Source organism: Buttiauxella brennerae ATCC 51605, assembly GCF_001654925.1.
In the GTDB taxonomy this organism is placed as follows: Bacteria; Pseudomonadota; Gammaproteobacteria; order Enterobacterales; family Enterobacteriaceae; genus Buttiauxella; species Buttiauxella brennerae.
The window spans coordinates 141,160-160,402 of sequence record NZ_LXER01000015.1; the positions used below are offsets into that span (position 1 = coordinate 141,160).

General features: G+C 50.1%; 16 protein-coding genes and 2 pseudogenes. 6 read left to right on the forward strand and 12 right to left on the reverse strand.

The window, feature by feature from the left end:
* Positions 1 to 9 precede the first annotated feature (9 nt).
* The 3 genes from M975_RS07760 (at position 10) to M975_RS07770 (ending at position 4,545) form a co-directional block, all read left to right on the forward strand.
* Positions 10 to 1,749: a type I secretion system permease/ATPase gene (locus M975_RS07760; protein ID WP_064558546.1), complete on the forward strand. Its 1,740-nt coding sequence runs from the start codon at positions 10 to 12 to the stop codon at positions 1,747 to 1,749.
* Positions 1,749 to 3,086: an HlyD family type I secretion periplasmic adaptor subunit gene (locus M975_RS07765; protein ID WP_064558548.1), complete on the forward strand. Its 1,338-nt coding sequence runs from the start codon at positions 1,749 to 1,751 to the stop codon at positions 3,084 to 3,086. The genes M975_RS07760 and M975_RS07765 overlap by 1 nt, the downstream gene beginning before the upstream one ends.
* A gap of 124 nt (positions 3,087 to 3,210) precedes the next feature.
* On the forward strand, positions 3,211 to 4,545 hold the full coding sequence (locus M975_RS07770; RefSeq protein WP_425338998.1) for a glycoside hydrolase family 10-like protein: 1,335 nt from the start codon (positions 3,211 to 3,213) through the stop codon (positions 4,543 to 4,545).
* A 127-nt stretch (positions 4,546 to 4,672) separates the two neighbouring features.
* Here the strand turns inward: M975_RS07770 and M975_RS07775 are convergent, their stop codons facing one another.
* The 3 genes from M975_RS07775 to M975_RS07785 form a co-directional block, all read right to left on the reverse strand.
* On the reverse strand, positions 4,673 to 5,563 hold the full coding sequence (locus tag M975_RS07775) for a GNAT family protein (RefSeq protein WP_064558552.1): 891 nt from the start codon (positions 5,561 to 5,563) through the stop codon (positions 4,673 to 4,675).
* 25 nt (positions 5,564 to 5,588) lie between these two features.
* Complete coding sequence (locus tag M975_RS07780; RefSeq protein WP_064558554.1) at positions 5,589 to 5,876, reverse strand: RcnB family protein; 288 nt, start codon at positions 5,874 to 5,876, stop codon at positions 5,589 to 5,591.
* A 558-nt stretch (positions 5,877 to 6,434) separates the two neighbouring features.
* Positions 6,435 to 7,349: a LysR substrate-binding domain-containing protein gene (locus tag M975_RS07785; protein WP_064558556.1), complete on the reverse strand. Its 915-nt coding sequence runs from the start codon at positions 7,347 to 7,349 to the stop codon at positions 6,435 to 6,437.
* Between the two features lie 215 nt (positions 7,350 to 7,564).
* Here M975_RS07785 and M975_RS07790 point away from each other — a divergent pair, with 215 nt between their 5' ends.
* Positions 7,565 to 8,488: a DMT family transporter gene (locus tag M975_RS07790; RefSeq protein ID WP_064558558.1), complete on the forward strand. Its 924-nt coding sequence runs from the start codon at positions 7,565 to 7,567 to the stop codon at positions 8,486 to 8,488.
* Positions 8,489 to 8,592: 104 nt separating this feature from the next.
* The gene (tyrP, locus tag M975_RS07795; protein ID WP_064558560.1) at positions 8,593 to 9,804 is read left to right on the forward strand and encodes a tyrosine transporter TyrP; all 1,212 of its coding nucleotides are present in this window, start codon (positions 8,593 to 8,595) and stop codon (positions 9,802 to 9,804) included.
* Here tyrP and M975_RS07800 read toward each other — a convergent pair.
* On the reverse strand, positions 9,801 to 10,697 hold the full coding sequence (locus M975_RS07800) for an ABC transporter six-transmembrane domain-containing protein (protein ID WP_064558562.1): 897 nt from the start codon (positions 10,695 to 10,697) through the stop codon (positions 9,801 to 9,803). The two genes, tyrP and M975_RS07800, sit on opposite strands and share 4 nt — an antisense overlap.
* A 94-nt stretch (positions 10,698 to 10,791) precedes the next feature.
* On the opposite strand from M975_RS07800, the gene M975_RS07805 reads away from it, so the two are divergent.
* The gene (locus M975_RS07805) at positions 10,792 to 11,394 is read left to right on the forward strand and encodes a TetR/AcrR family transcriptional regulator (RefSeq protein ID WP_064558564.1); all 603 of its coding nucleotides are present in this window, start codon (positions 10,792 to 10,794) and stop codon (positions 11,392 to 11,394) included.
* Here the strand turns inward: M975_RS07805 and M975_RS07810 are convergent.
* The 8 genes and pseudogenes from M975_RS07810 to M975_RS07845 form a co-directional block, all read right to left on the reverse strand.
* Positions 11,381 to 12,277, reverse strand: a complete 897-nt coding sequence (locus M975_RS07810; protein WP_064558566.1) for a transporter substrate-binding domain-containing protein — start codon at positions 12,275 to 12,277, stop codon at positions 11,381 to 11,383. The two genes, M975_RS07805 and M975_RS07810, sit on opposite strands and share 14 nt — an antisense overlap.
* 9 nt (positions 12,278 to 12,286) lie before the next feature.
* Complete coding sequence (locus M975_RS07815; protein WP_064558568.1) at positions 12,287 to 13,081, reverse strand: amino acid ABC transporter ATP-binding protein; 795 nt, start codon at positions 13,079 to 13,081, stop codon at positions 12,287 to 12,289.
* Positions 13,065 to 14,003 carry an amino acid ABC transporter permease gene (locus tag M975_RS07820; RefSeq protein WP_064558570.1) on the reverse strand — a complete coding sequence of 313 codons (939 nt, stop codon included), beginning with the start codon at positions 14,001 to 14,003 and terminating at the stop codon, positions 13,065 to 13,067. Before M975_RS07820 ends, M975_RS07815 begins: the two co-directional genes overlap by 17 nt.
* Positions 14,004 to 14,012: 9 nt before the next feature.
* Complete coding sequence (locus M975_RS07825) at positions 14,013 to 14,519, reverse strand: GNAT family N-acetyltransferase (RefSeq protein ID WP_064558572.1); 507 nt, start codon at positions 14,517 to 14,519, stop codon at positions 14,013 to 14,015.
* A gap of 10 nt (positions 14,520 to 14,529) precedes the next feature.
* Positions 14,530 to 15,479 (reverse strand): annotated as a pseudogene (locus M975_RS23565) (ABC transporter substrate-binding protein); the annotation flags it as partial.
* Positions 15,480 to 15,546: 67 nt separating this feature from the next.
* Positions 15,547 to 16,849: pseudogene (locus M975_RS23570) on the reverse strand (LLM class flavin-dependent oxidoreductase); the annotation flags it as partial.
* 63 nt (positions 16,850 to 16,912) lie between these two features.
* Positions 16,913 to 18,034, reverse strand: a complete 1,122-nt coding sequence (locus M975_RS07840) for an amidohydrolase (protein WP_064558578.1) — start codon at positions 18,032 to 18,034, stop codon at positions 16,913 to 16,915.
* A gap of 10 nt (positions 18,035 to 18,044) precedes the next feature.
* Positions 18,045 to 19,079 (reverse strand): LLM class flavin-dependent oxidoreductase, encoded by a 1,035-nt coding sequence (locus tag M975_RS07845; protein WP_064558579.1) that lies wholly within the window; start codon positions 19,077 to 19,079, stop codon positions 18,045 to 18,047.
* Positions 19,080 to 19,243: the final 164 nt, after the last annotated feature.

The following is a 19,243-nucleotide window of genomic DNA, read 5'->3' on the forward strand; positions in this document are numbered from 1 at the left end:
GAGTAGACTATGTCGCGCCAGCATACGCCAACAGAACTGAAGAATGCATTAAAGGGTACGAAACCCACCTTTATAATGCTGTTGTTTTTTAGTTGTGTAATAAACATGCTTATGCTGGCGCCGGCAATATATATGTTGCAGGTCTATGATCGTGTTCTGGTCAGTAAAAACACCACCACCTTACTGATGCTGACATTACTTATTGTCGGGATATACATCGTTATTGCGATGATTGAGTCGGCCCGTTCAAGTGTCATGATAAGACTGGGTAATAGACTCGATGTAAAATTAAATAAGCTCGTCTTTAATGCTGCATTTAAACGAAAGGTTGCCACTGGCGACAGTAATCCAGCGCAGGCATTAGCCGAACTGGATCAAATTCGTCAGTTTCTTTCCGGCAACAGCTTATTTGCATTGCTGGACATTCCATGGACGCCGGTATATTTATTCATCGCGTTTCTTGTCCACCCTCTGCTGGGATACCTTTCTCTGGGAGGGATAACCATATTGTTTATCCTGACCCTGGTTTCCGAATTTTCAACTAAACGCCCTATTCAGCAAGCCCATGCGTTAACCATCAATAACGCCAGCAAACTCAACAAGCAATTACAAAACTCCGACACCATCGAAGCAATGGGAATGCTTTCCACCCTGAAACTTCACTGGGGTGAGCAGCATGACAAAGTGCTGGTTTTGCAAACGCAGATTGCCGATAAAATGGCCAGCTTAAACAGCTTAAGCCGTTTTGTGCGTGTGTTACTGCAATCCATCGCGCTGGGTGCCGGTGCATTACTGGTGATCGGGGGGCAAATTACCCCAGGGCTGATGATTGCCGCTTCCATCATTCTTGGGCGAGTGCTTAACCCGGTGGAACAAATCATCGGTAGCTGGAAACAGTTTGTGCAATTTCGAAGCGCATGGCACCAGTTGTCGACACTCCTGAAAGAATACCCAGCGGCAAAAGAAGTCCTGACGCTCCCGCGCCCGAAAGGCAATATTAGCGTCGAAAGTGTATTTGCTGCCGCCCCCGGCCAGCATGCCCCGCTGTTGCGCAATATCTCTTTGCAGCTTGAACAAGGTGAAGTGCTGGGCATTATTGGCCCTTCTGCATCCGGGAAAACATCGCTGGCCAAATTGCTGGTCGGTGTCTGGAAACCGTTATCCGGTAAGGTTCGCCTCGACGGGGCAGATATTTGCCAGTGGGACAAAGAGTTACTTGGCCCCTCCATTGGTTATCTGCCGCAAGATGTTGAATTATTTGACGGTAGCATTGCGCAGAATATTGCCCGCTTTGCGAAAGGCGACAGCGAACTTATCGTGGCCGCCGCGATCCTCGCCGGTGTACACGAAATGATTTTACGACTTCCCCAGGGATACGACACACCACTGGGCACCGGCGGGCACCAGTTGTCCGGTGGGCAACGCCAGCGTGTTGGGCTTGCGCGTGCGGTGTATAACAACCCGGCATTTATTGTGCTCGATGAGCCAAATGCCAACCTCGATGACGCGGGTGAATTTGCCTTAATCAAAGCTATCAATACATTACGAACACAGGGCCAAACCACAGTTATTATCTCGCACCGCCCGACGCTGCTTGGCGTGGTCAATAAAGTCTTGCTACTCAATGAAGGAGCCGTGCAGGAGTTCGGAACCCGCGACCAGGTTTTCGCCAGTCTACGCCAGGCAAACATATTAAAACCGGTGGCGACCTCTTCCTCATCGAGTAATGAACAGCAACGCGAGGCCTGATGATGAAAAAGAACAACAATATCTCCGAAAACCCAGCTTCAGGCAGTGTGGATACCAACATCTGGCCTCCGATTCTGCGTGGGATGATCGTTATTACGCTTGGCGTCGGCGGCTTCTTATTATGGGCGGTACAAGCCCCTTTAGATGCGGGGGTCGTGGCTGATGGCACGGTGACAGTTTCAAGCCATCGTAAAACCATTCAGCATTTGAGCGGTGGTCGGGTCACCGATATCTTTATTAAAGAAGGCGATTTAGTTAAAAAAAACCAGGTATTAGTACGCGTGGATAAAATGCAGCTTGGCATGCGTTATAGCACGTTAAATGCGCAATACATGTCCGCAAAAAGCATTGAAGATCGTTTGCTGGCAGAAAGAGGCGGTCTCGAAACCATCACCTTTGATAATAAACTAACCTTGCAATTTGCCGATAATAAACGCCTGATTGAGGTGAGGAATCTGCAAGAAAAACTATTTGATACGCGTAGGAAAAATATCCAGGATGAATTATCAATGATTCAGGAGACGCTCGATGGGCTTGTAGAACAAACTGATAATTTAAATAAAATAAAAAGTTTTCGGGATCATCAGTCTAATCTAATCAATCGGGAGTTGGGTGCGATAAGAGCACTGAGCGAAAAAAACTACTACCCAAAAGCACAATTACTGGTGCTTGAACGCGAAGCTGCTGAAATATCCGGCAGCGTATCAGAGGATATTCTGAATATCGCGAAGCTAAAATCACAGCAAAATGAACTGAAAATCAAAGCGTATCAGGTGCGTCACCAATATTTGCGCGAAGTGGAATCTGAACTGAGTGAAAAGCAAAAAGAAGTGTCGATGCTTGAAGATGAACTGGTTTCTACCCGCCATGAACTGGATAACACCGAAATCCGTTCGCCGATTGATGGCATCGTTCTGGATGTCAAAATAAGCACTGTGGGCGGCATTATTCAACCAGGCGAACATTTGATGGATATTGTTGCCGCCGGGCAGCCACTGCAAATTGATGCCAAAATACCGGTGCACGCCATTGATAAAATGGCACCAGGTCTGATGGTTGATGTGCTATTCCCTGCCCTTAACCATGCGTTATTGCCATCGGTGCCTGCGCGCGTGTTAACCATTTCGGCTGACCGCTTGATTGATGAAGTCACACAACAGCCCTATTACCTAGCAGAAGTACAAGTCTCAACAGAAGGCGTGCATTTGCTGGGTGATTACAAAATCAAAGCCGGTATGCCTGCAAGTGTGACGATAAAAACGGGTGAGCGGACCTTTCTAAGTTACCTGTTTAAACCTTTACTCGCCCGTCTTGAGCTGGCGTTTAAAGAGTACTAACATTTAATTTAGTGCGAGTGAAGTTGGCTTCATTAACCCTACAATAGCTGGTGCTAACTGATTGACTTAAATTCAAATAATAAGAGAATGTTTCTTTCAGCGACTACCCGAAACACTGGAGTCAATTATCAGCAGTTCACATAGCGTTCTTTGCGGAACGAAAGCCAAAAAATTAGGCTCTCTTGTTGTCGCGGCACTTTTACTTGCCAGCTGCTCATCCACACCGCCGAAGTCACTCGTTACCCCGCTATCGCCAGGGGCTAAAAACCCCATTACGGGTAAGACGCCACAAACTCAAGAGTCTGTGCGTGGCATTTGGCTGGCAACGGTTTCGCGACTTGACTGGCCTCCGCTGGCATCCGTTAACCCGGCAAATTCTGCAACGCGCATCAGCCAGCAACAAGAAGCCCTGAAGGCGAAGCTGGATAAACTCAAAGAGCTCGGCATCAATACCGTTTTCTTCCAGATTAAACCCGACGGCACCGCTCTTTGGCCATCAAAAATTTTGCCGTGGTCAGATGTGCTGACGGGCAAAATTGGTGAAGACCCCGGTTACGATCCGCTGCAGTTTATGCTCGACGAAGCGCACAAGCGCGGTATAAAAGTTCATGCCTGGCTTAACCCCTACCGTGTTTCCACCAATACTAAACCGTCGACCGTTGCCGAACTCAATAACACTTTGTCGAACCAGCCGCCGAGTGTGTTTGTGTTGCACCGCGACTGGATACGCACTTCCGGCGATCGTTATGTGCTCGACCCGGGTATCCCTGAAGTGCGGGACTGGGTAACCAGCATTGTTGCCGAAGTCGTGACTCGTTATCCCATTGACGGTGTCCAGTTTGATGACTACTTCTATACCGAGTCCCCGGGTTTTACTCTTAACGATAACCAGACCTTCAAAAAGTATGGGGCAGAGTTTAATTCCAAAGCAGACTGGCGGCGGCATAACACTCAGTTGTTGATTGAACAGGTTTCCCGCACCGTTAAACAACTGAAACCGAATGTTGAGTTTGGTGTAAGCCCTGCTGGTGTGTGGCGTAACCGATCATTCGATCCGAATGGTTCCGATACCCGAGGTGCCGCGGCGTATGATGAATCGTTTGCCGACACTCGTCGCTGGGTGCAACAGGGTTTGTTGGATTACATTGCCCCGCAGTTGTACTGGCCTTTCGCCCGTGATGCTGCTCGCTATGATGTGCTCGCCAAATGGTGGGTAGATGTGGTGAAACCAACAAATACGCGCCTTTATATTGGCGTTGCGCTCTACAAAATCGGTGAACCATCGAAGAAAGAACCGGACTGGACGATAAAGGGTGGCGTTCCCGAGCTGAAAAAGCAGCTCGATCTCAATGAATCTTTGCCACAAATCAGCGGCACGATTTTGTTCCGCGAGGACTATCTCAATCAGCCACAGACCCGCGAAGCCGTCAGTTATCTTAAAGACCGTTGGGGTAGTTAACGAGTTACTCTAACCATTTGAATTATATTGTTTTATCGAAATATGGCGTCGCTACGTGAATTCTGCTGATTTTGCACACCATCAGGGCAGCAGAATTCACGTAAATCCATCAAAAACAGGTAGTCACTTAACAGATCACCTTCCCGACATGGGACACCGTTGCCCATCTCTTTTTGTATTCCCATTGCGGTTCATAAACGCCAATAGAAATGGTCATCTTTTTGTTCAGTGACTGGCACAGCTCTTTGGCAGACTTGATGTTCAGCCACATGAGAATGCTGCCGATACTCAAATGCAGGTAGTTTTTATCGAGCCCGCCATTTGGCACATCGAAGTACACCGCTCCATCGCTTTCAGATTTAAGCATCAAATCATACGCACAAGGTTTGCCATGCATGTAAAGCACGTTGCCAAAAAGCATGTGTCTGAATTTTGTCAGAATACAGATTAAGTTTTCAGCTTCATAACAGCGCACGCTATCGGCAAACCTGAGTTTGAATAGATTTATGTAGATCTCCGCCAATTCTTGTGGTGATAACTCATCATAACTTTTAACTTCGCCACCACTTTTAATGAATTTATTAAACTCATTTCGACGCGCTTTATCATTCTTGGCTGAGAAAGATTCTTTAACCCAGCAAACCTGTTTCTTTCTGAATAGCGTAAATGTGGCATTTTTTACATTCGCTCTGTTCCCCACCGAAAGCTTATTGGTACTATCGGGCAAAACAAATTTAGCCTGCTTATCCATGGGAATAAGAACTTCGTCAAAGGTCACAGGGAAATCTTGTGCCACATTCAGGCCCACTTCACGGCCATCTATCAGGAAGTAACTTGCTATTATTTCGCCATTTTTTTCATAATGGAAAAATTCCACACAGATATTTTTCTCTTGTAAAAAGTATTCAAGAACATCAGGATTCATATTTATACTACCGCCAAATTTCTTGTATACCTCTTTGTAAGTCACAAAATCAGAACGTGCCCACCCCAGTAGCTTTCTCTTAACATTTCTCATTGAATCATTGCCTTGCCATTAAAAATCAGTCAATCATGCGTGGGTAAAATATATCCGAGGATTTAGCGGAAATAATCCGGCGATCGCTCTTTCTTAACATGACGTAAGTCCCGTCCATATAACTCCAGAACGCACCCGCCTTTGGCATGGGTAAATGCCGGATACGCCATGCTTTAATCTCATAGTCAGGGGTGAAATTAATGTCGTGAGCAATATCACCAATATTATATTTATGATAATTAGATGTGAAATTTTTGAGATCATAGTTACGCTGTTCATCATTATTCGTCGATGCGCACACCATCAAAGGCATGATCAAAACCGGTAATATTAAATATTTCAAAATTTAAAACCTTATATGAATGGGATATATTTCTCGCTATCGAGAACGGTTATCTTTACCTGTAAATATAACGGAGTCGTTACCTTACAATTAATACAGTAAACAAATCATCAACAGCACTCACTCCAGGAGTGATGGTCATTGACCATTAGCCTGCTAAGTTAAAACCCATTAAGGGAAATAAAATACTCATAATATTAACGATGACAGTGAATATTAAATAAGCAATATTGAAGAAAATGTGAAGGCGATAAAATTGAGTTTTATCTGGTTGTTCCAGATTTATATCCACCGATAATCAGGGGTAATGTTAATAGTGAAAAACGGTGTGTAGCATGAAAAAATTTGTACTAGTTATCAGTAGCATAATCATTGTAATGAGCTTATCTGGCTGTATTTATCGCGATGGTGGCCACCACCACGGTTGGCACCATCACTATTACCGATAATTAAAACAAACCCCGGAATAATCCGGGGTCAATAATTAATCGTATTGAAGTCAACACCAGGGAATCGCAGGTTGCGCTATCACACCTCTTCGCCCAGGCGTGTAATCACACGGCGCAAATAGTCCAGCACCGTCGCCGCAGGGGCGGCAACTTCCCGCTGCGCAAGTGTTACGGCGCCGACATCCATATACGTTGTGCTGTCTGCAATACTGCGGCGCATTACGCGTAACCCTTCCAGTGACCATGGGCGATACACCAGGTCAGACAATATCGTCACGCCCTTTCCTTTTGCAACCAGACTGCGCACCGTTTCGAATGAAGTTGTCGTGAAACTGATATTCGGGCTACCGCCATGCGTGCGCCAGTGCTCTTTAATCACGTCGGGGTATTCGTCGGTATCCAGCAGCAGGAATGGTTGGTTTGCGAGATCCGCGAGATGAATAACGTCCTGGTTCAATAGCGGGTGGCCTTGTGCCGCCCAGAGTCGGCGCGGTGAGCGAATGAAAATTTCAGTTTTCAGGGCGCTGTCATGGGCAATATTTGAAGTTAACAACAGCGAGAAATCAATTTCCTGGCGCTTTAACGAATCGGTTAACGCCAGCGGGTCCGCTTCAATGAAGTTAATCGTCATTAATGGAAAGTGCTGTTCAACTTCAAGAATCACTGCCGGGAGCAGATACGCCGAAAGGGTTTTGGCAATGCCGATATTGACCGTGCCTTGCTCCAGCTGTGGCTGATGCAGTAAATCGTCGATGGCCAGTTGGCTGTCATTAATGATTTTACGGGCGTAGTGGAGAAAGCGCTCACCTGCGGCAGTCAGCTCAATACCTTTCGGTTGGCGTAAAAACAGCTGGTTGTTGAGCGAGGATTCGAGATTGCGCATGGCGACCGTCATCGACGACTGCGAGATATTACAGCGTGAGGCCGCTTTGGATATCTGCTGTGTTTGCGCCAGCGCGATGAAAAACTCCAGTTGCCGCAGTGTAAACCTCATAGTTTTAAACTATACCTCGCCATGAAAAAGATGAATTAGATTCCGTTATCTCGCCACCCTACCATTGTACTCCACAAACCCATGAATCAATGATCTGTTGATACTTAGCCCGTTAACACCAGGTGGCTCGCACCGTCTGAAGCGGCGATGTAAAACCAGCAGTATGCATTGAATCAATGCCTGTATGCATTGAACCGTTTTCTGGAAACTAAAATATGCCGTATTTACTGTTAAGCCTTGCCGCCTGTTTCTGGGGCGGAAACTATGTTGTGGGTCATGAACTGGTAGCACAGGTTGACCCTGTTGTTCTGTCAGAAGCCCGCTGGTTAATTACCGCTGTGATGCTCATCGGCCTCTATTTCCGGCAGATAAAAGCCCAATGGCAGGTGATGGTCGAGACAAAATACACGGTGCTTTTCCTCGCGTTATGCGGGCAAGTATTATTCCCGGTGACGCTCTACATCGGCCTGCAATACACCTCTTCATTGAATGCGGCGATTTATTTATCCACCACGCCAGCATTAGTGCTGCTCATTAATAAGTTTATTTTCAAAGAGGCCATCTCGCGGCGCAATATTTATGGCGTGGTGCTCAGTTCTTTGGGCGTGATCTATCTGGTGATGCAGGGCGACCTGTTGCACCTGGATACGCTCAAAAATCTTAACCGTGGCGACGTGTGGACCATGGGTTCAGCAATCAGCTGGGCATTGTACTGCGCGTTCTTGCGGTTAAAACCAAAACAGGTTGGCGGGAATGCGTTCGTGGCAGTGAGTGCGGCCATTGGGGCTATAGTGTTGCTTCCGGTGTTGTCGCTATATTCAGCGGCTCACTACGCATCTGAGATGAAAGCCTACTTTAATTCAGGCTTCTTACTAGGGCTGGCGTACCTGGTTATCTTCCCGTCGTGGCTGTCGTATTTACTGTGGAATAAAGGTATTCAGGCGATAGGTGCTACCCGCGGTGAAGTTTATTCGCACCTTATTCCACTAAGCGGTGGCGTGTTTAGCGTGCTGTTTCTCCATGTGCCATTACACGGCTTCCACCTGGTCAGCGCGCTGCTGATCGCCCTTGGGATTGCGCTTTGCTCGATGGCTCCAAAGCAGAAGGTTTTCACTTCTGGGCACCAAATGAAATCGTAAACTAAAGATTACACCAGATGTAACCCTGATTTGACGAGTGCGTAACAATCCCTTACCCTGCGCGGCATAATGTCGTTATTACAAGCGTAAATTCAGAGGGAAGCGTGAAGAATCGCACTCTTGGCAGTATCTTTATCGTCGCCGGAACCACAATTGGCGCAGGAATGTTGGCAATGCCGCTGGCTTCAGCAGGTGTTGGGTTTGGGGTGACTTTTCTGTTGCTCATCGGTCTGTGGGGGTTGATGTGTTACACCGCACTGCTGCTGGTTGAAGTTTATCAGCACGTCTCCGCCGACACCGGGCTTGGCACCCTTGCCCGCCGTTATCTCGGGAAGCCGGGGCAATGGCTGACCGGCTTTAGCATGTTGTTCCTGATGTATGCCCTGACGGCTGCATATATCAGCGGTGCGGGCGAGCTGTTAGCCGCAAGTCTGAACCAGTGGTTTGCGGCATCTGTCTCCGTCACCACCGGGGTTTTGCTGTTCACGATTGTTGCCGGGGGGATTGTCTGCATCGGCACCTATATGGTGGATATGTTCAACCGCGTGCTGTTCAGCGCCAAGATTATTATGTTGGTGATAATGCTGGGGCTGATGATGCCGCACATCCATCACACTAACTTGCTGACGTTGCCGCTGGAGAAAGGTCTGGCGCTTTCAGCCATTCCGGTGATCTTCACCTCGTTTGGTTTCCACGGCAGCGTACCTAGTATCGTCAGCTATCTGGATGGCAACCTGCGCAAACTGCGTTGGGTGTTTATCATCGGCAGCGCCATTCCGTTAGTGGCTTATATCTTCTGGCAAGTCGCCACGCTGGGTGCGATTGATTCAGGTGTGTTTAGCGGGCTTTTAGCTAACCACTCTGGTCTGAATGGTTTATTGCAGGCGGTTCGTGAAGTGGTAGCCTCGTCGCATGTCGAATTGGCGGTGCATCTTTTTGCCGACCTTGCGCTGGCCACATCATTCCTGGGCGTGTCGTTGGGGTTGTTCGATTATCTAAGCGATTTGTTTAACCGCAAACGTAATGCAGCTGGCCGGGCGCAAACCGGGCTGATGACCTTTTTGCCACCGCTGGTCTTCGCCCTGTTTTACCCGCAAGGGTTTGTTATGGCGCTGGGTTATGCCGGTGTTGCGCTGGCAATACTTGCGCTCATCATCCCGTCGCTGCTGGTCTGGAAAAGTCGCCAGACTCAAAAAGAGCCTGGTTACCGTGTCGTCGGAGGCAAACCGCTGCTGGTTGTAGTGTTCGCCTGCGGTATTGCCGTGATTGTTATTCAGGCGCTGATTGCGTCCAGTGCTTTGCCGGAAGTGGGTTAATCCACCAGTCCTGTATTGACGCGTTTGCCTATCTCTTTGAGCTGTGAGTACTTCTCAAGCAGAGATGGGCCGTCATCAAGGCTCATGGCGAACATCCACATGTAGGTCATGACAGAGTAAATATGCCCGGCGTTCCCGACACCTTTCACGGTCATCAAAAAGATGGTCATTGAGAACAGGAACGCTGCGGCAATACCAATCGCCAGATATCCAAACGCTTCACGATCGGACAGCCGAATACGAATACGCGCCAGAAAGTTGTAATGCTTGTTCAGCGTGTTTTCGCTCGCATAACCGACAAATCCCACCTCTTTTTCCAGCCTGTCATTGAGTTTTTCATACAGCATTTCGTTCTTGCGGGTGTAGCCCGGCAGGAAAAATGCGAAGAAAACCAGCACCACGAGGCAAGCGATGCCCGCCCAGAACTCGATGGTCAGCAACATAATCACCGCACCGATGATTGAAGCGACCGACGTAATCAACAGCGGCAGGTGTGTTTCGAAGAAATTCACAAATTCGCGTGACAGTGTCACACGCGCAGCGATTGTTGAATGATCGTGTTTATCCTGGCGTTGAGCCAGAATGACCGGGACCGCAAGCCCGGCATAGATGACGGCAAATGTTCGCGTATCCATGCTGCGGCGTGCCGCCCCTATTGCCCACATAATGAAAACCACCAGCGCATATAACAATGCATGAAGCGGCTGCCCTTTTATAATGGCGTTGATGGCAAAGCCGGCCATTAGTGGGTAAAGCAGATAAATAACGTTCTCGGCGACCACCAGCGCAAGCGTAATGACCAGCTTTTTACTGTGCAGTCTGGCGAGTTTTTTGATGGTGGTTAAAGCACCGCGCGATGGCACAAGCTGTGCGGTTTCAGGTGAAGTATGCATGACTTTATATTCTTAGATTGTTATTCTTGAGCGGTTGCTCAAGAACGAAAGGATTCTATTTGAGCACTTGCTCAAAGTCAACGAAGGTGCCGAGATGAAACAAAAAGCGACTGTTCTAAAAGAGAATATTCTTGATGCCGCGATTGTCCTGTTCACCGAAAAAGGGGTGGAAAAGGTCACAACCCGCGAGCTGACCGAACAAGTGGGTATCGCCCGTAGCCATATTTACCATTACTTTCCGGACTGGCAGACGCTGTGCGTGGAAGCGTTTTCGCGCTTTATGTATGCCGAGCTGGAAACCTTTACCCAAAAAACTCGCGCCCTGCCTCCCGAGCAAGGCTTGAATACTTTTGTGGAAGATTATTTACCCGACCGCGCTGACGCCGTGTGGGAGTTGTACGGTTCGTTGTGGCGCCTCGCGGTGCATAACAAGGTTTATGCTGAGCTTGCGTTAACACTGACCGAAAAGTGGGATGCGTTGCTGGCGAGTGTTATTGCGGCTGGTATTGAAAGCGGCGTGTTCCGCCAGACGGATGTGTTGCGCGTTACCCGCCAGCTAAGTTCCCTGCTAAACGGGTATTCGGATCAACTGATTATCGACAGTGCGCCGCTGGCACGTGAACAGGCACTGGGTGATATTCACGGGTTTATTCACCTGGCGCTTTTAGTCGAAAAAGATATGGCTACGGATAGGTAATCCCCGGCGGGTTAACCTCCGCTGAAGCGACTTCTTCACCCTTTTCTCCCCATCTGTCGAGAACCTGCTGGTATTCGCCACGTTTTGCTGCGCCATCAAGGGCAGCCTGCAATGCATAAACCAGCCCATTTCCTTTTTTGGTGGTGGTCGCAACATAGGCTTTTTTAGGCCCAAGCCCAACGACTCGTGTTTTCCCGGTTAACGCCGCTTTATAGGCCGCCACACTCTGCGGGCCAAAGGTTGCATCCGCTCGCCCGGCCTGAATATAAAGATTACCGGAAGCGTCATCCGTCAGGTAAATCGGTTGCGCCGGTTTGCGTCCTTCTCGTTCATTTAGCTCATTCCAGCCCAACAAGATTTTTTCCTGATTGGTCCCAGAGCCTAAAATAATCCGTAACCCGCTCACGTCTGCTGGCCCGGCAATTTTTTGAATCGGGCTGTCTGATTTCACCGAAAATGCCAGTGAATCCACGCGATAGGTCGCAAAATCAAACTTCGTCTTACGCTGCTCGGTCACCGCAATATTCACCAGCGCCACGTCGTAGCGACCGGACGTAATGCCAAGTGGCCAGTCTTCCCATGCGGTCGGCACCAGTTTGAGTTTCAGACCCAAACTATCGGCCAGCAAACGGGCGATATCAGGATCGCTGCCGATCCTGGTGCGGTTATCACTCGCAAGCATCGCCAGCGGTGGTGAATTTAGCGCGGAAATAGCGACCGTCAGCGTACCCGGCTCAACAAACTTATAATCCTGCGGGATTTTACTGATAGCGTCCGGGTCTTTAGCCGTATGGATGGGCTGTTCGTTGGCTTTGAGATCGAGGCTTCCCTGCGCAAAGCTCGCCGAACTAAAGATCAACAGCGCCAGTGGGACAAATTTCATAACTGCTCCTTAAAGTACTTTCGATAAAAACTGACGCGTTCGGGAATGTTGTGGATGGTTAAGCACTTCATCGCTGCTGCCTTGCTCAACAATTTTGCCGTCGACCATAAACACCACGTTATCCGCCACTTCACGGGCAAATCCTATCTCATGGGTGACAACGACAAGCGTGGTACCGGAACGAGCCAGTTTTTTAATCACATCCAACACTTCGCCCACCAACTCCGGGTCGAGTGCCGAGGTGGGTTCGTCAAACAGCATCACGCGTGGTCGCAGTGCCAGAGCACGGGCAATAGCAATACGTTGCTGCTGCCCACCGGAAAGATGGCGCGACCAGGCATCCGCTTTATTACGCAACCCGACAACATCGAGTAATTGATACGCCTGCTCAATCGCCGCTTTACGACTCAATTGCTTATGGGCAATCGGTGCTTCAATCAGGTTTTCCAGCACCGTGAGATGCGGGAACAAGTTGAAGTTCTGGAACACATAGCCGACGTTAACGCGCTGGCGCAGGATCTCTTTTTCTTTCAGCTCATACAGTTTGTCGCCCGCCTGGCGGTAGCCAATGTAATCGCCATCAATCTGGATAAAGCCTTCATCCACCCGCTCCAGATGGTTAATCGCCCGTAACAGCGTTGATTTTCCCGAACCCGATGGCCCAAGAATCACCGTCACCGAACCCGGTTCTAGCTCGAGAGAAATGTTATCCAGCGCTTTATGGCGGCCAAAATATTTACTGACGCCCGTAATGGAAATATGGCCGGTTTGATTAGCGGAACCTTGATTATGGGAGTGGAGCATGAGCGGCCTCCTGAGTTTGCAGTACAGGCTGGCGTGGTGTCTGGCGAGCCGGGCTTTGTTGGTTGATAGCGGAGCGGCGTTCACTGCGAGCCAGCCAGCGTTCAACCAGATGTTGAATCAAAGACAGCACGCTGGTGATAACCAGATACCAGACCGCGCCGACCATCAGCAGTGGGATCACTTCCTGAGTGCGGTTGTAGATCATCTGAATGGTGTAGAACAGTTCCGGCATTGCCAGTACGTAAACCATCGCTGTGCCTTTCGCGAGGCTGATAATTTCATTGAAACCTGAAGGTAAAATGGTGCGCAGCGCCTGTGGCAAAATAATACGCAGCGTGCGTCGCCATGCCGGTAAACCTAATGCTGCTGCCGCTTCATATTGCCCGTGATCCACGCCCAGAAAACCGCCGCGAATAATCTCGGCCGTATACGCACTTTGCACAAGCGTAAGCCCAACAACCGCGGTAGAAAACTGGCCCAACACGTTGATCGTCTGGTAACTTGCCCAGCTGATTTGGGTAAACGGAATACCGATTGAAAGCGTGTCGTACAGATAGGAGAAGTTATACAGAATGATCAGCACCACAATCAGCGGCAATGAACGAAACAGCCAGATATAGCCCCACGCCAGGCTGTTTAACAGCCATGATGAAGACAGCCGCGCCAGCGCCAGCAAGCCGCCAATCACCACGCTGAGCGCGGTACCAATCAGCGTCAGCAATAATGTTTGTGCCAGACCTTCAAGGATCACCGGGTCGAAGAACCAACGGGCAAAGACGCTCCATTCCCAGCGCGGGTTAAACGCCACCGACTGTATAACGATTGCCAGCACAAACAGCGCGACGACCGCCCCCAACGTGCGCAGCGGGTAACGCGCCGGAACCACTTTAATGGTTGATGGCAGATTTGATGGTGTTGTCATGATGATTCCTCAGGCCGTTTTCAGCTGCGCAACGGTTAGCTGTTTGGTAAACCGTAAGCGCCCGTCGAAAGGAGCCACGCTGTATTCTTCGCGGTCGCGGTAGATATCAAACTGCGGTTGGTAATCAAGACTCAGATACAGCTTTACCGCTTCCGGTTGGCGAAAACCGGTGGTGAGATAAAGATGGCTATAACCGGCAAGCTGCGCCCTGTTTTCCAGCTCCCGCATGACGCGCTGGGCAAGCCCTTGCTGACGTAATTCCGGATGCGTCCAGATACGTTTTATCTCGGCGGTGTATTCATCAAATGGCTTATACGCGCCGGTGGCAATAATCTCGCCGTCACGCTCCAGAACAATGAATAACCCCTGAGGCGCCAGATACCATTCGGTGAGTTCGACTTCCGCATCACGGGAAAAGTAATCCCCATAACGCGCTTCATATTCGCCAAACAGCCCGGCAATAATCGGCTGGAGTTCCGGCGCTTCCGGTGAGACATCACGAAATTGTTCGCTCATGGGTCGCTCCTTAGTCGCCAAGGCCGGCTGGGTTGATTTCAGATGCCGGGATTTGCTCGACGCCTTCGCCCCAACGGTTCAGCACTTTGTTGTAATCGCCATTCTTGATGACGCCATTGAGTGCGGTTTGCACCGGGTCAACCAGGCCACTGCCTTTCTTCAGTGTGACGGCGATATGCGCAGCTTTTGGCCAGCCACCATCCACCACACCGACCAGTTGCGTTTTCTGCGTCAGTGCCGCTTTCCAGGCACCGGTCACGTTCGGGCCAAAGAATGCATCAGCACGGCCAGACTGCAATGCCAGGGTTTGTGCTGCATCGTCTTTGGTATAAACCGGGGTGAACGGTTTAAGCCCTTTCTTCAGGTTCTCTTCATTCCACGCCAGCAAAATTGATTCCTGGTTGGTCCCGGAGCCGACGATAATGCGCAGCCCGGCGATATCTTCCGCTTTCTCAATCTTCTTAATCGGGCTGTTCGCTTTTACATAAAAGCCCAGTGAGTCTTTACGGTAGGTCGCAAAGTCGAATTTCTGTTTACGGTCTTTGGTGACGGTAATATTGCTGATTGCCGCATCGTATTTCCCGGAACTCACGCCCAAGGGCCAGTCCTCCCAGGATGTCGGTACCACGTTAAGTTCCAGCCCTAAGCTGTCCGCCACCAGGCGAGCAATATCCACCTCGCTCCCCAGCAGCGTTTTGTTATCTTCAGCAAACACCGTTAATGGCGGCGAATTGAGTGCGGCAACCGCGACGGTGAATTTACCCGGAACGGCAAAGCGGTAATCTTTTGGCAGCTTCGCTACGGCCTGCGGATTCACAACGGTGTTAATCGGCGTTTTATTGGCTTCCAGACTTACGCCAGTGCCATTAATGGTGACCTCTTGTGCCAGCGTTTGTGCCGACGAAAGTGCCAGAGCGATAGCAAGAATGAGCGATGTTTTGTGCATAACAGGTTCTCTTTTTTATTTTGGTGTTTATTTTTATTGTCGGATGTCGCTTCGCTAATCCGACCTGCAACGGCTATGAAAATTGATTAACGGGATTCTTAAGCCCGAGACTTTCACGCAGCGTGGTGCCTGGGTATTGCGTGCGGAACAAGCCTCGCGCCTGCAACTCGGGAACCACCTCGTCAACAAAGCGCGGGAAGGTATCCGGGGTGCCACCCTGAATGATAAAACCGTCGGCGGCGTGGGTTTCGAACCACTGCTGTAGTCCGTCTGCCACTTGTTGGGCCGTTCCCGCGAAGCGTGGGCGTGGAGATGCGGCTTCCAGCGCCACTTGGCGCAGTGTCAGATTGCGTTCGTGGGCATTGCGTTTGATTTCATCGGTGGTACTGCGGAAACTGTTTTGCCCCAGGTCCCCGATATCCGGGAACGCTTCATCCAGCGGATACTGGCTGAAATCGTGGTGCTCAAAATAGCGGCCGAGATAATTCAGTGCATCGTTAATTGAAACCAGCGCGGCGGTGGTCTGATACTGGTTTTCGACGTCATCTGCGTCTTTACCGACAATCACACTCACGCCCTGGAATATTTTCAGGTCATCATCATTGCGACCGTGACTTGCCAGCTGGCTTTTCACATCACGATAGAAATGCTGCGCTTCTTCAAGCGTGTCGTGATGGGTGAAAATAGCATCGGCATGGTGCGCGGCTAATTTCTTGCCATCGTCAGAAGCCCCTGCCTGAAATACGATAGGCCTGCCTTGTGGCGTGCGCGATATATTCAGCGGGCCAGCCACCTGGAAGAAATCACCACGGTGGTCCAGCGTGTGTAATTTATTAGGGTCAAAGAATTTACCGCTGTCTTTATCACGAATAAATGCATCTTCTTCCCAGGAATCCCACAGCCCTTTTACGACATCGAGATATTCATCAGCGATGCGATAACGCAAAGCATGCTCCGGGTGTTTCTCGCGAGAGAAGTTCTTAGCGGAGCCTTCCAATGGTGATGTCACCACGTTCCAGCCCGCGCGTCCTTTGCTTAAATGATCCAGGCTTGCAAACTGGCGGGCAACAGTAAAAGGCTCGCTGTAAGAGGTGGATAGCGTGCCGACCAGCCCTAAATGGGTGGTAACACTCGCCAGCGCCGATAACACCGTTAACGGCTCAAATCGGTTGAGAAAATGCGGGATCGATTTTTCATTAATATATAAACCGTCGGCGACGAATAAAAAATCCAGTTTGCCCGCCTCTGCTTTTAACGCCGTCTCTTTCACAAATTCAAAATTAATACTGGCATCTGCAATCGCTGCCGGGTGACGCCATGCCGACATATTTCCCGATGCGCCATGCAAGATTGTTCCAAGACGCAGTTGTCGATTATTTGACATATATACCCCTATATTTTGGCCGCACGCATCCCGGGGAGTGAACCCCCTGCAAATGAGCAATAGTTAGTTTTTTAGTAACGCCTGTTCAGCAAGCGTTGCGAAATATCTCGCTGCATCTTCAATTAATGCTTCATCCGGATTAAACGCCGAATGATGTAAACCATAAGGGCTGGCGCTACCAATGCTGACAAACGCACCGGGAATGGTTTGCAGATAAACCGCAAAGTCTTCACCGCCCATATGCAACTGGGAAGTCTGCGTCTGGTAACCCACGCTTTGTGCCAACTGCATGGCAAATGCCGCCCATTGCTCATCGTTGATTAACGTCACCGGCCCGTTAAACCATTCCACTTCAATCTGTGCGCCAAAGGCACTGGCTAAGCCGGTTGCAATTTCACGAATGCGTTTCTCAACCTGCTTTTGAATATCGGCACGATGCGTTCGCACCGTGCCTTCGAGTTCGACGTTTTCCGGCAGCACATTCCAGGTATTTCCCCCTTGTATGCGCGTGACACTGACCACCACCGAATCCAGCGTATCGATATCGCGGCTGGCGATAGTTTGCAGCGCTATAACCAGCTGGCTTGCCAGCACAATGGGGTCGTGCCCTTCGTGTGGGCGTGCGGCATGAGCGCCTTTTCCTTTCACCCGTAAAACGAAACGATCGACATTGGCATAGAATGCGCCGCCTCTGGTGGCAAAGGTGCCAACAGGCAAGCCCGGTTCGTTGTGCATGCCGAAAATTGCCGACACGTTTTCCAGCGCCCCGGCTTTAATTAATGCCTTCGCCCCGGTGAAATTCTCTTCCGCGGGCTGAAACAACAAACGCACACGGCCCGCCAGTTGTGCTTCACGCTCTTTGAGTAACAAGGCTGCGCCGAGGATCACACTGCTGTGAACATCATGCCCGCAGGCATGCATCACGCCGTCATTGCGTGAACTGAATGCAACGCCACTGGTTTCATGAATCGGTAGTGCATCAATATCGGCGCGCAGCGCAATCACCTTATCGCCATGCCCCACTTCAGCGACCACGCCGGTGGCAAGTGAATACGGCAACAGACGCAGCCCGGCAGACTCCAGCCAATGGCGAATACGTGTGGTAGTCGCCACTTCCTGCCCGGAAAGCTCCGGGTTCTGATGTAGCTCGCGTCGCCAGTCGATAAGCTGCTGTTTGAATGTCATCGCGCTTTCCTTACCAGGCTTCATGCTGTGCGGTAAAGGAGGCGGCATAATCAGAAACCGATTTCAGCGGTGTCACGCCTGCCAATAAACGAAGCGACTGCAAGCGCGCGGCAGCATCGGCAATCGGGGTATCAATGATGAACTCGTCGATTCCAAACTGCTGGCTCAGTGCCTCAAGCCCTGCATGGACTGTCTCTGCTGTGCCTTTCAGCAATGAAGGTTCGCGCCGTTCGATTTTTTTGATAGCGCTGCCCGCCTGGCGAGCAAAGGCATAAGCCTGCGCTTCACTGGCCACACTTACGCGCTGGTTGTTTTCCAGCTCAACGCTCCAGATTTCGACCAGGCTTGCCAGCTCATCGGCAGTTTCGGCATCGGCTGCCACAATCACCTGCACCGCCACCAACGTGTCGCGTTGGCTTATGCTGCGCCAGGTACTAAGAACGTCGCGCATCAGCGTTTTGTCGCCATTCAGATGGGCGGCATAGACGAAGTTCCAGTTAAGGTTTGCGGCAAGTGTTGCACTCTCAAGGCTTGCGCCCAGCAAGAAACGCTCAGCACTTTGTGCAGGAATTGGCGTGGCACGTAAGGTTTCTTCGTCATCCTGTGCGGCGGGTAAAGAGAGCCAGTTATCAAGCTGGGTGAGTTTTTCAGCGAACGACTCTTTATCTTGGCCGCCACGCTGCAAAGCCTGTGTCGACAGTGGCAAGCCGCCGGGCGCTTTACCTACGCCGAGATCAACCCTGCCGGGTGCGAGGTTTGCCAGCAGGTTAAAGTTTTCAGCCACTTTATACGGGCTGTAATGCTGCAACATCACCCCACCGGAACCGACGCGAATACGGCGGGTTTGCCCCACAATCCACGCAATCAGCAGTTCCGGCGATGGGCTTGCCAGGCGTGCGGTGTTGTGATGTTCGGCAATCCAGAAACGGTGATAACCCCAGGCTTCCGCCTGTTGTGCCAGGTGCAGGGTGTGTTTCAGTGCATCGCCAGGCGAGTCGTTCTTCGCGACCGGGCTTTTATCCAGCAGGCTGATTCGATAAGACATGCGACAAACTCGTATTGTTTAACATGTCTTAATTAATAAGGTTTCTATCAATACGAGTGAAACAATTAATTTACATTTGGTTATTCAGAATCTGGATAAGCCGATTTATTCTAATATAAAGGGTCACACATGGACTTTTTTTGCCTTTATTTACCGAAAAAAGA

What these genes read in the sequence shown, in the direction of transcription:
- M975_RS07760 (WP_064558546.1), top strand. Translation starts at nt 10, where the DNA reads ATGTCGCGCCAGCATACGCCAACAGAACTGAAGAATGCATTAAAGGGT.
- M975_RS07765 (WP_064558548.1), top strand. Translation starts at nt 1,749, where the DNA reads ATGATGAAAAAGAACAACAATATCTCCGAAAACCCAGCTTCAGGCAGT.
- M975_RS07775 (WP_064558552.1), bottom strand. Translation starts at nt 5,563, where the DNA reads ATGAGAAATGTTAAGAGAAAGCTACTGGGGTGGGCACGTTCTGATTTT.
- M975_RS07780 (WP_064558554.1), bottom strand. Translation starts at nt 5,876, where the DNA reads ATGCCTTTGATGGTGTGCGCATCGACGAATAATGATGAACAGCGTAAC.
- M975_RS07785 (WP_064558556.1), bottom strand. Translation starts at nt 7,349, where the DNA reads ATGAGGTTTACACTGCGGCAACTGGAGTTTTTCATCGCGCTGGCGCAA.
- M975_RS07790 (WP_064558558.1), top strand. Translation starts at nt 7,565, where the DNA reads ATGCCGTATTTACTGTTAAGCCTTGCCGCCTGTTTCTGGGGCGGAAAC.
- M975_RS07800 (WP_064558562.1), bottom strand. Translation starts at nt 10,697, where the DNA reads ATGCATACTTCACCTGAAACCGCACAGCTTGTGCCATCGCGCGGTGCT.
- M975_RS07805 (WP_064558564.1), top strand. Translation starts at nt 10,792, where the DNA reads ATGAAACAAAAAGCGACTGTTCTAAAAGAGAATATTCTTGATGCCGCG.
- M975_RS07810 (WP_064558566.1), bottom strand. Translation starts at nt 12,277, where the DNA reads ATGAAATTTGTCCCACTGGCGCTGTTGATCTTTAGTTCGGCGAGCTTT.
- M975_RS07815 (WP_064558568.1), bottom strand. Translation starts at nt 13,081, where the DNA reads ATGCTCCACTCCCATAATCAAGGTTCCGCTAATCAAACCGGCCATATT.
- M975_RS07820 (WP_064558570.1), bottom strand. Translation starts at nt 14,003, where the DNA reads ATGACAACACCATCAAATCTGCCATCAACCATTAAAGTGGTTCCGGCG.
- M975_RS07825 (WP_064558572.1), bottom strand. Translation starts at nt 14,519, where the DNA reads ATGAGCGAACAATTTCGTGATGTCTCACCGGAAGCGCCGGAACTCCAG.
- M975_RS07840 (WP_064558578.1), bottom strand. Translation starts at nt 18,034, where the DNA reads ATGACATTCAAACAGCAGCTTATCGACTGGCGACGCGAGCTACATCAG.
- M975_RS07845 (WP_064558579.1), bottom strand. Translation starts at nt 19,079, where the DNA reads ATGTCTTATCGAATCAGCCTGCTGGATAAAAGCCCGGTCGCGAAGAAC.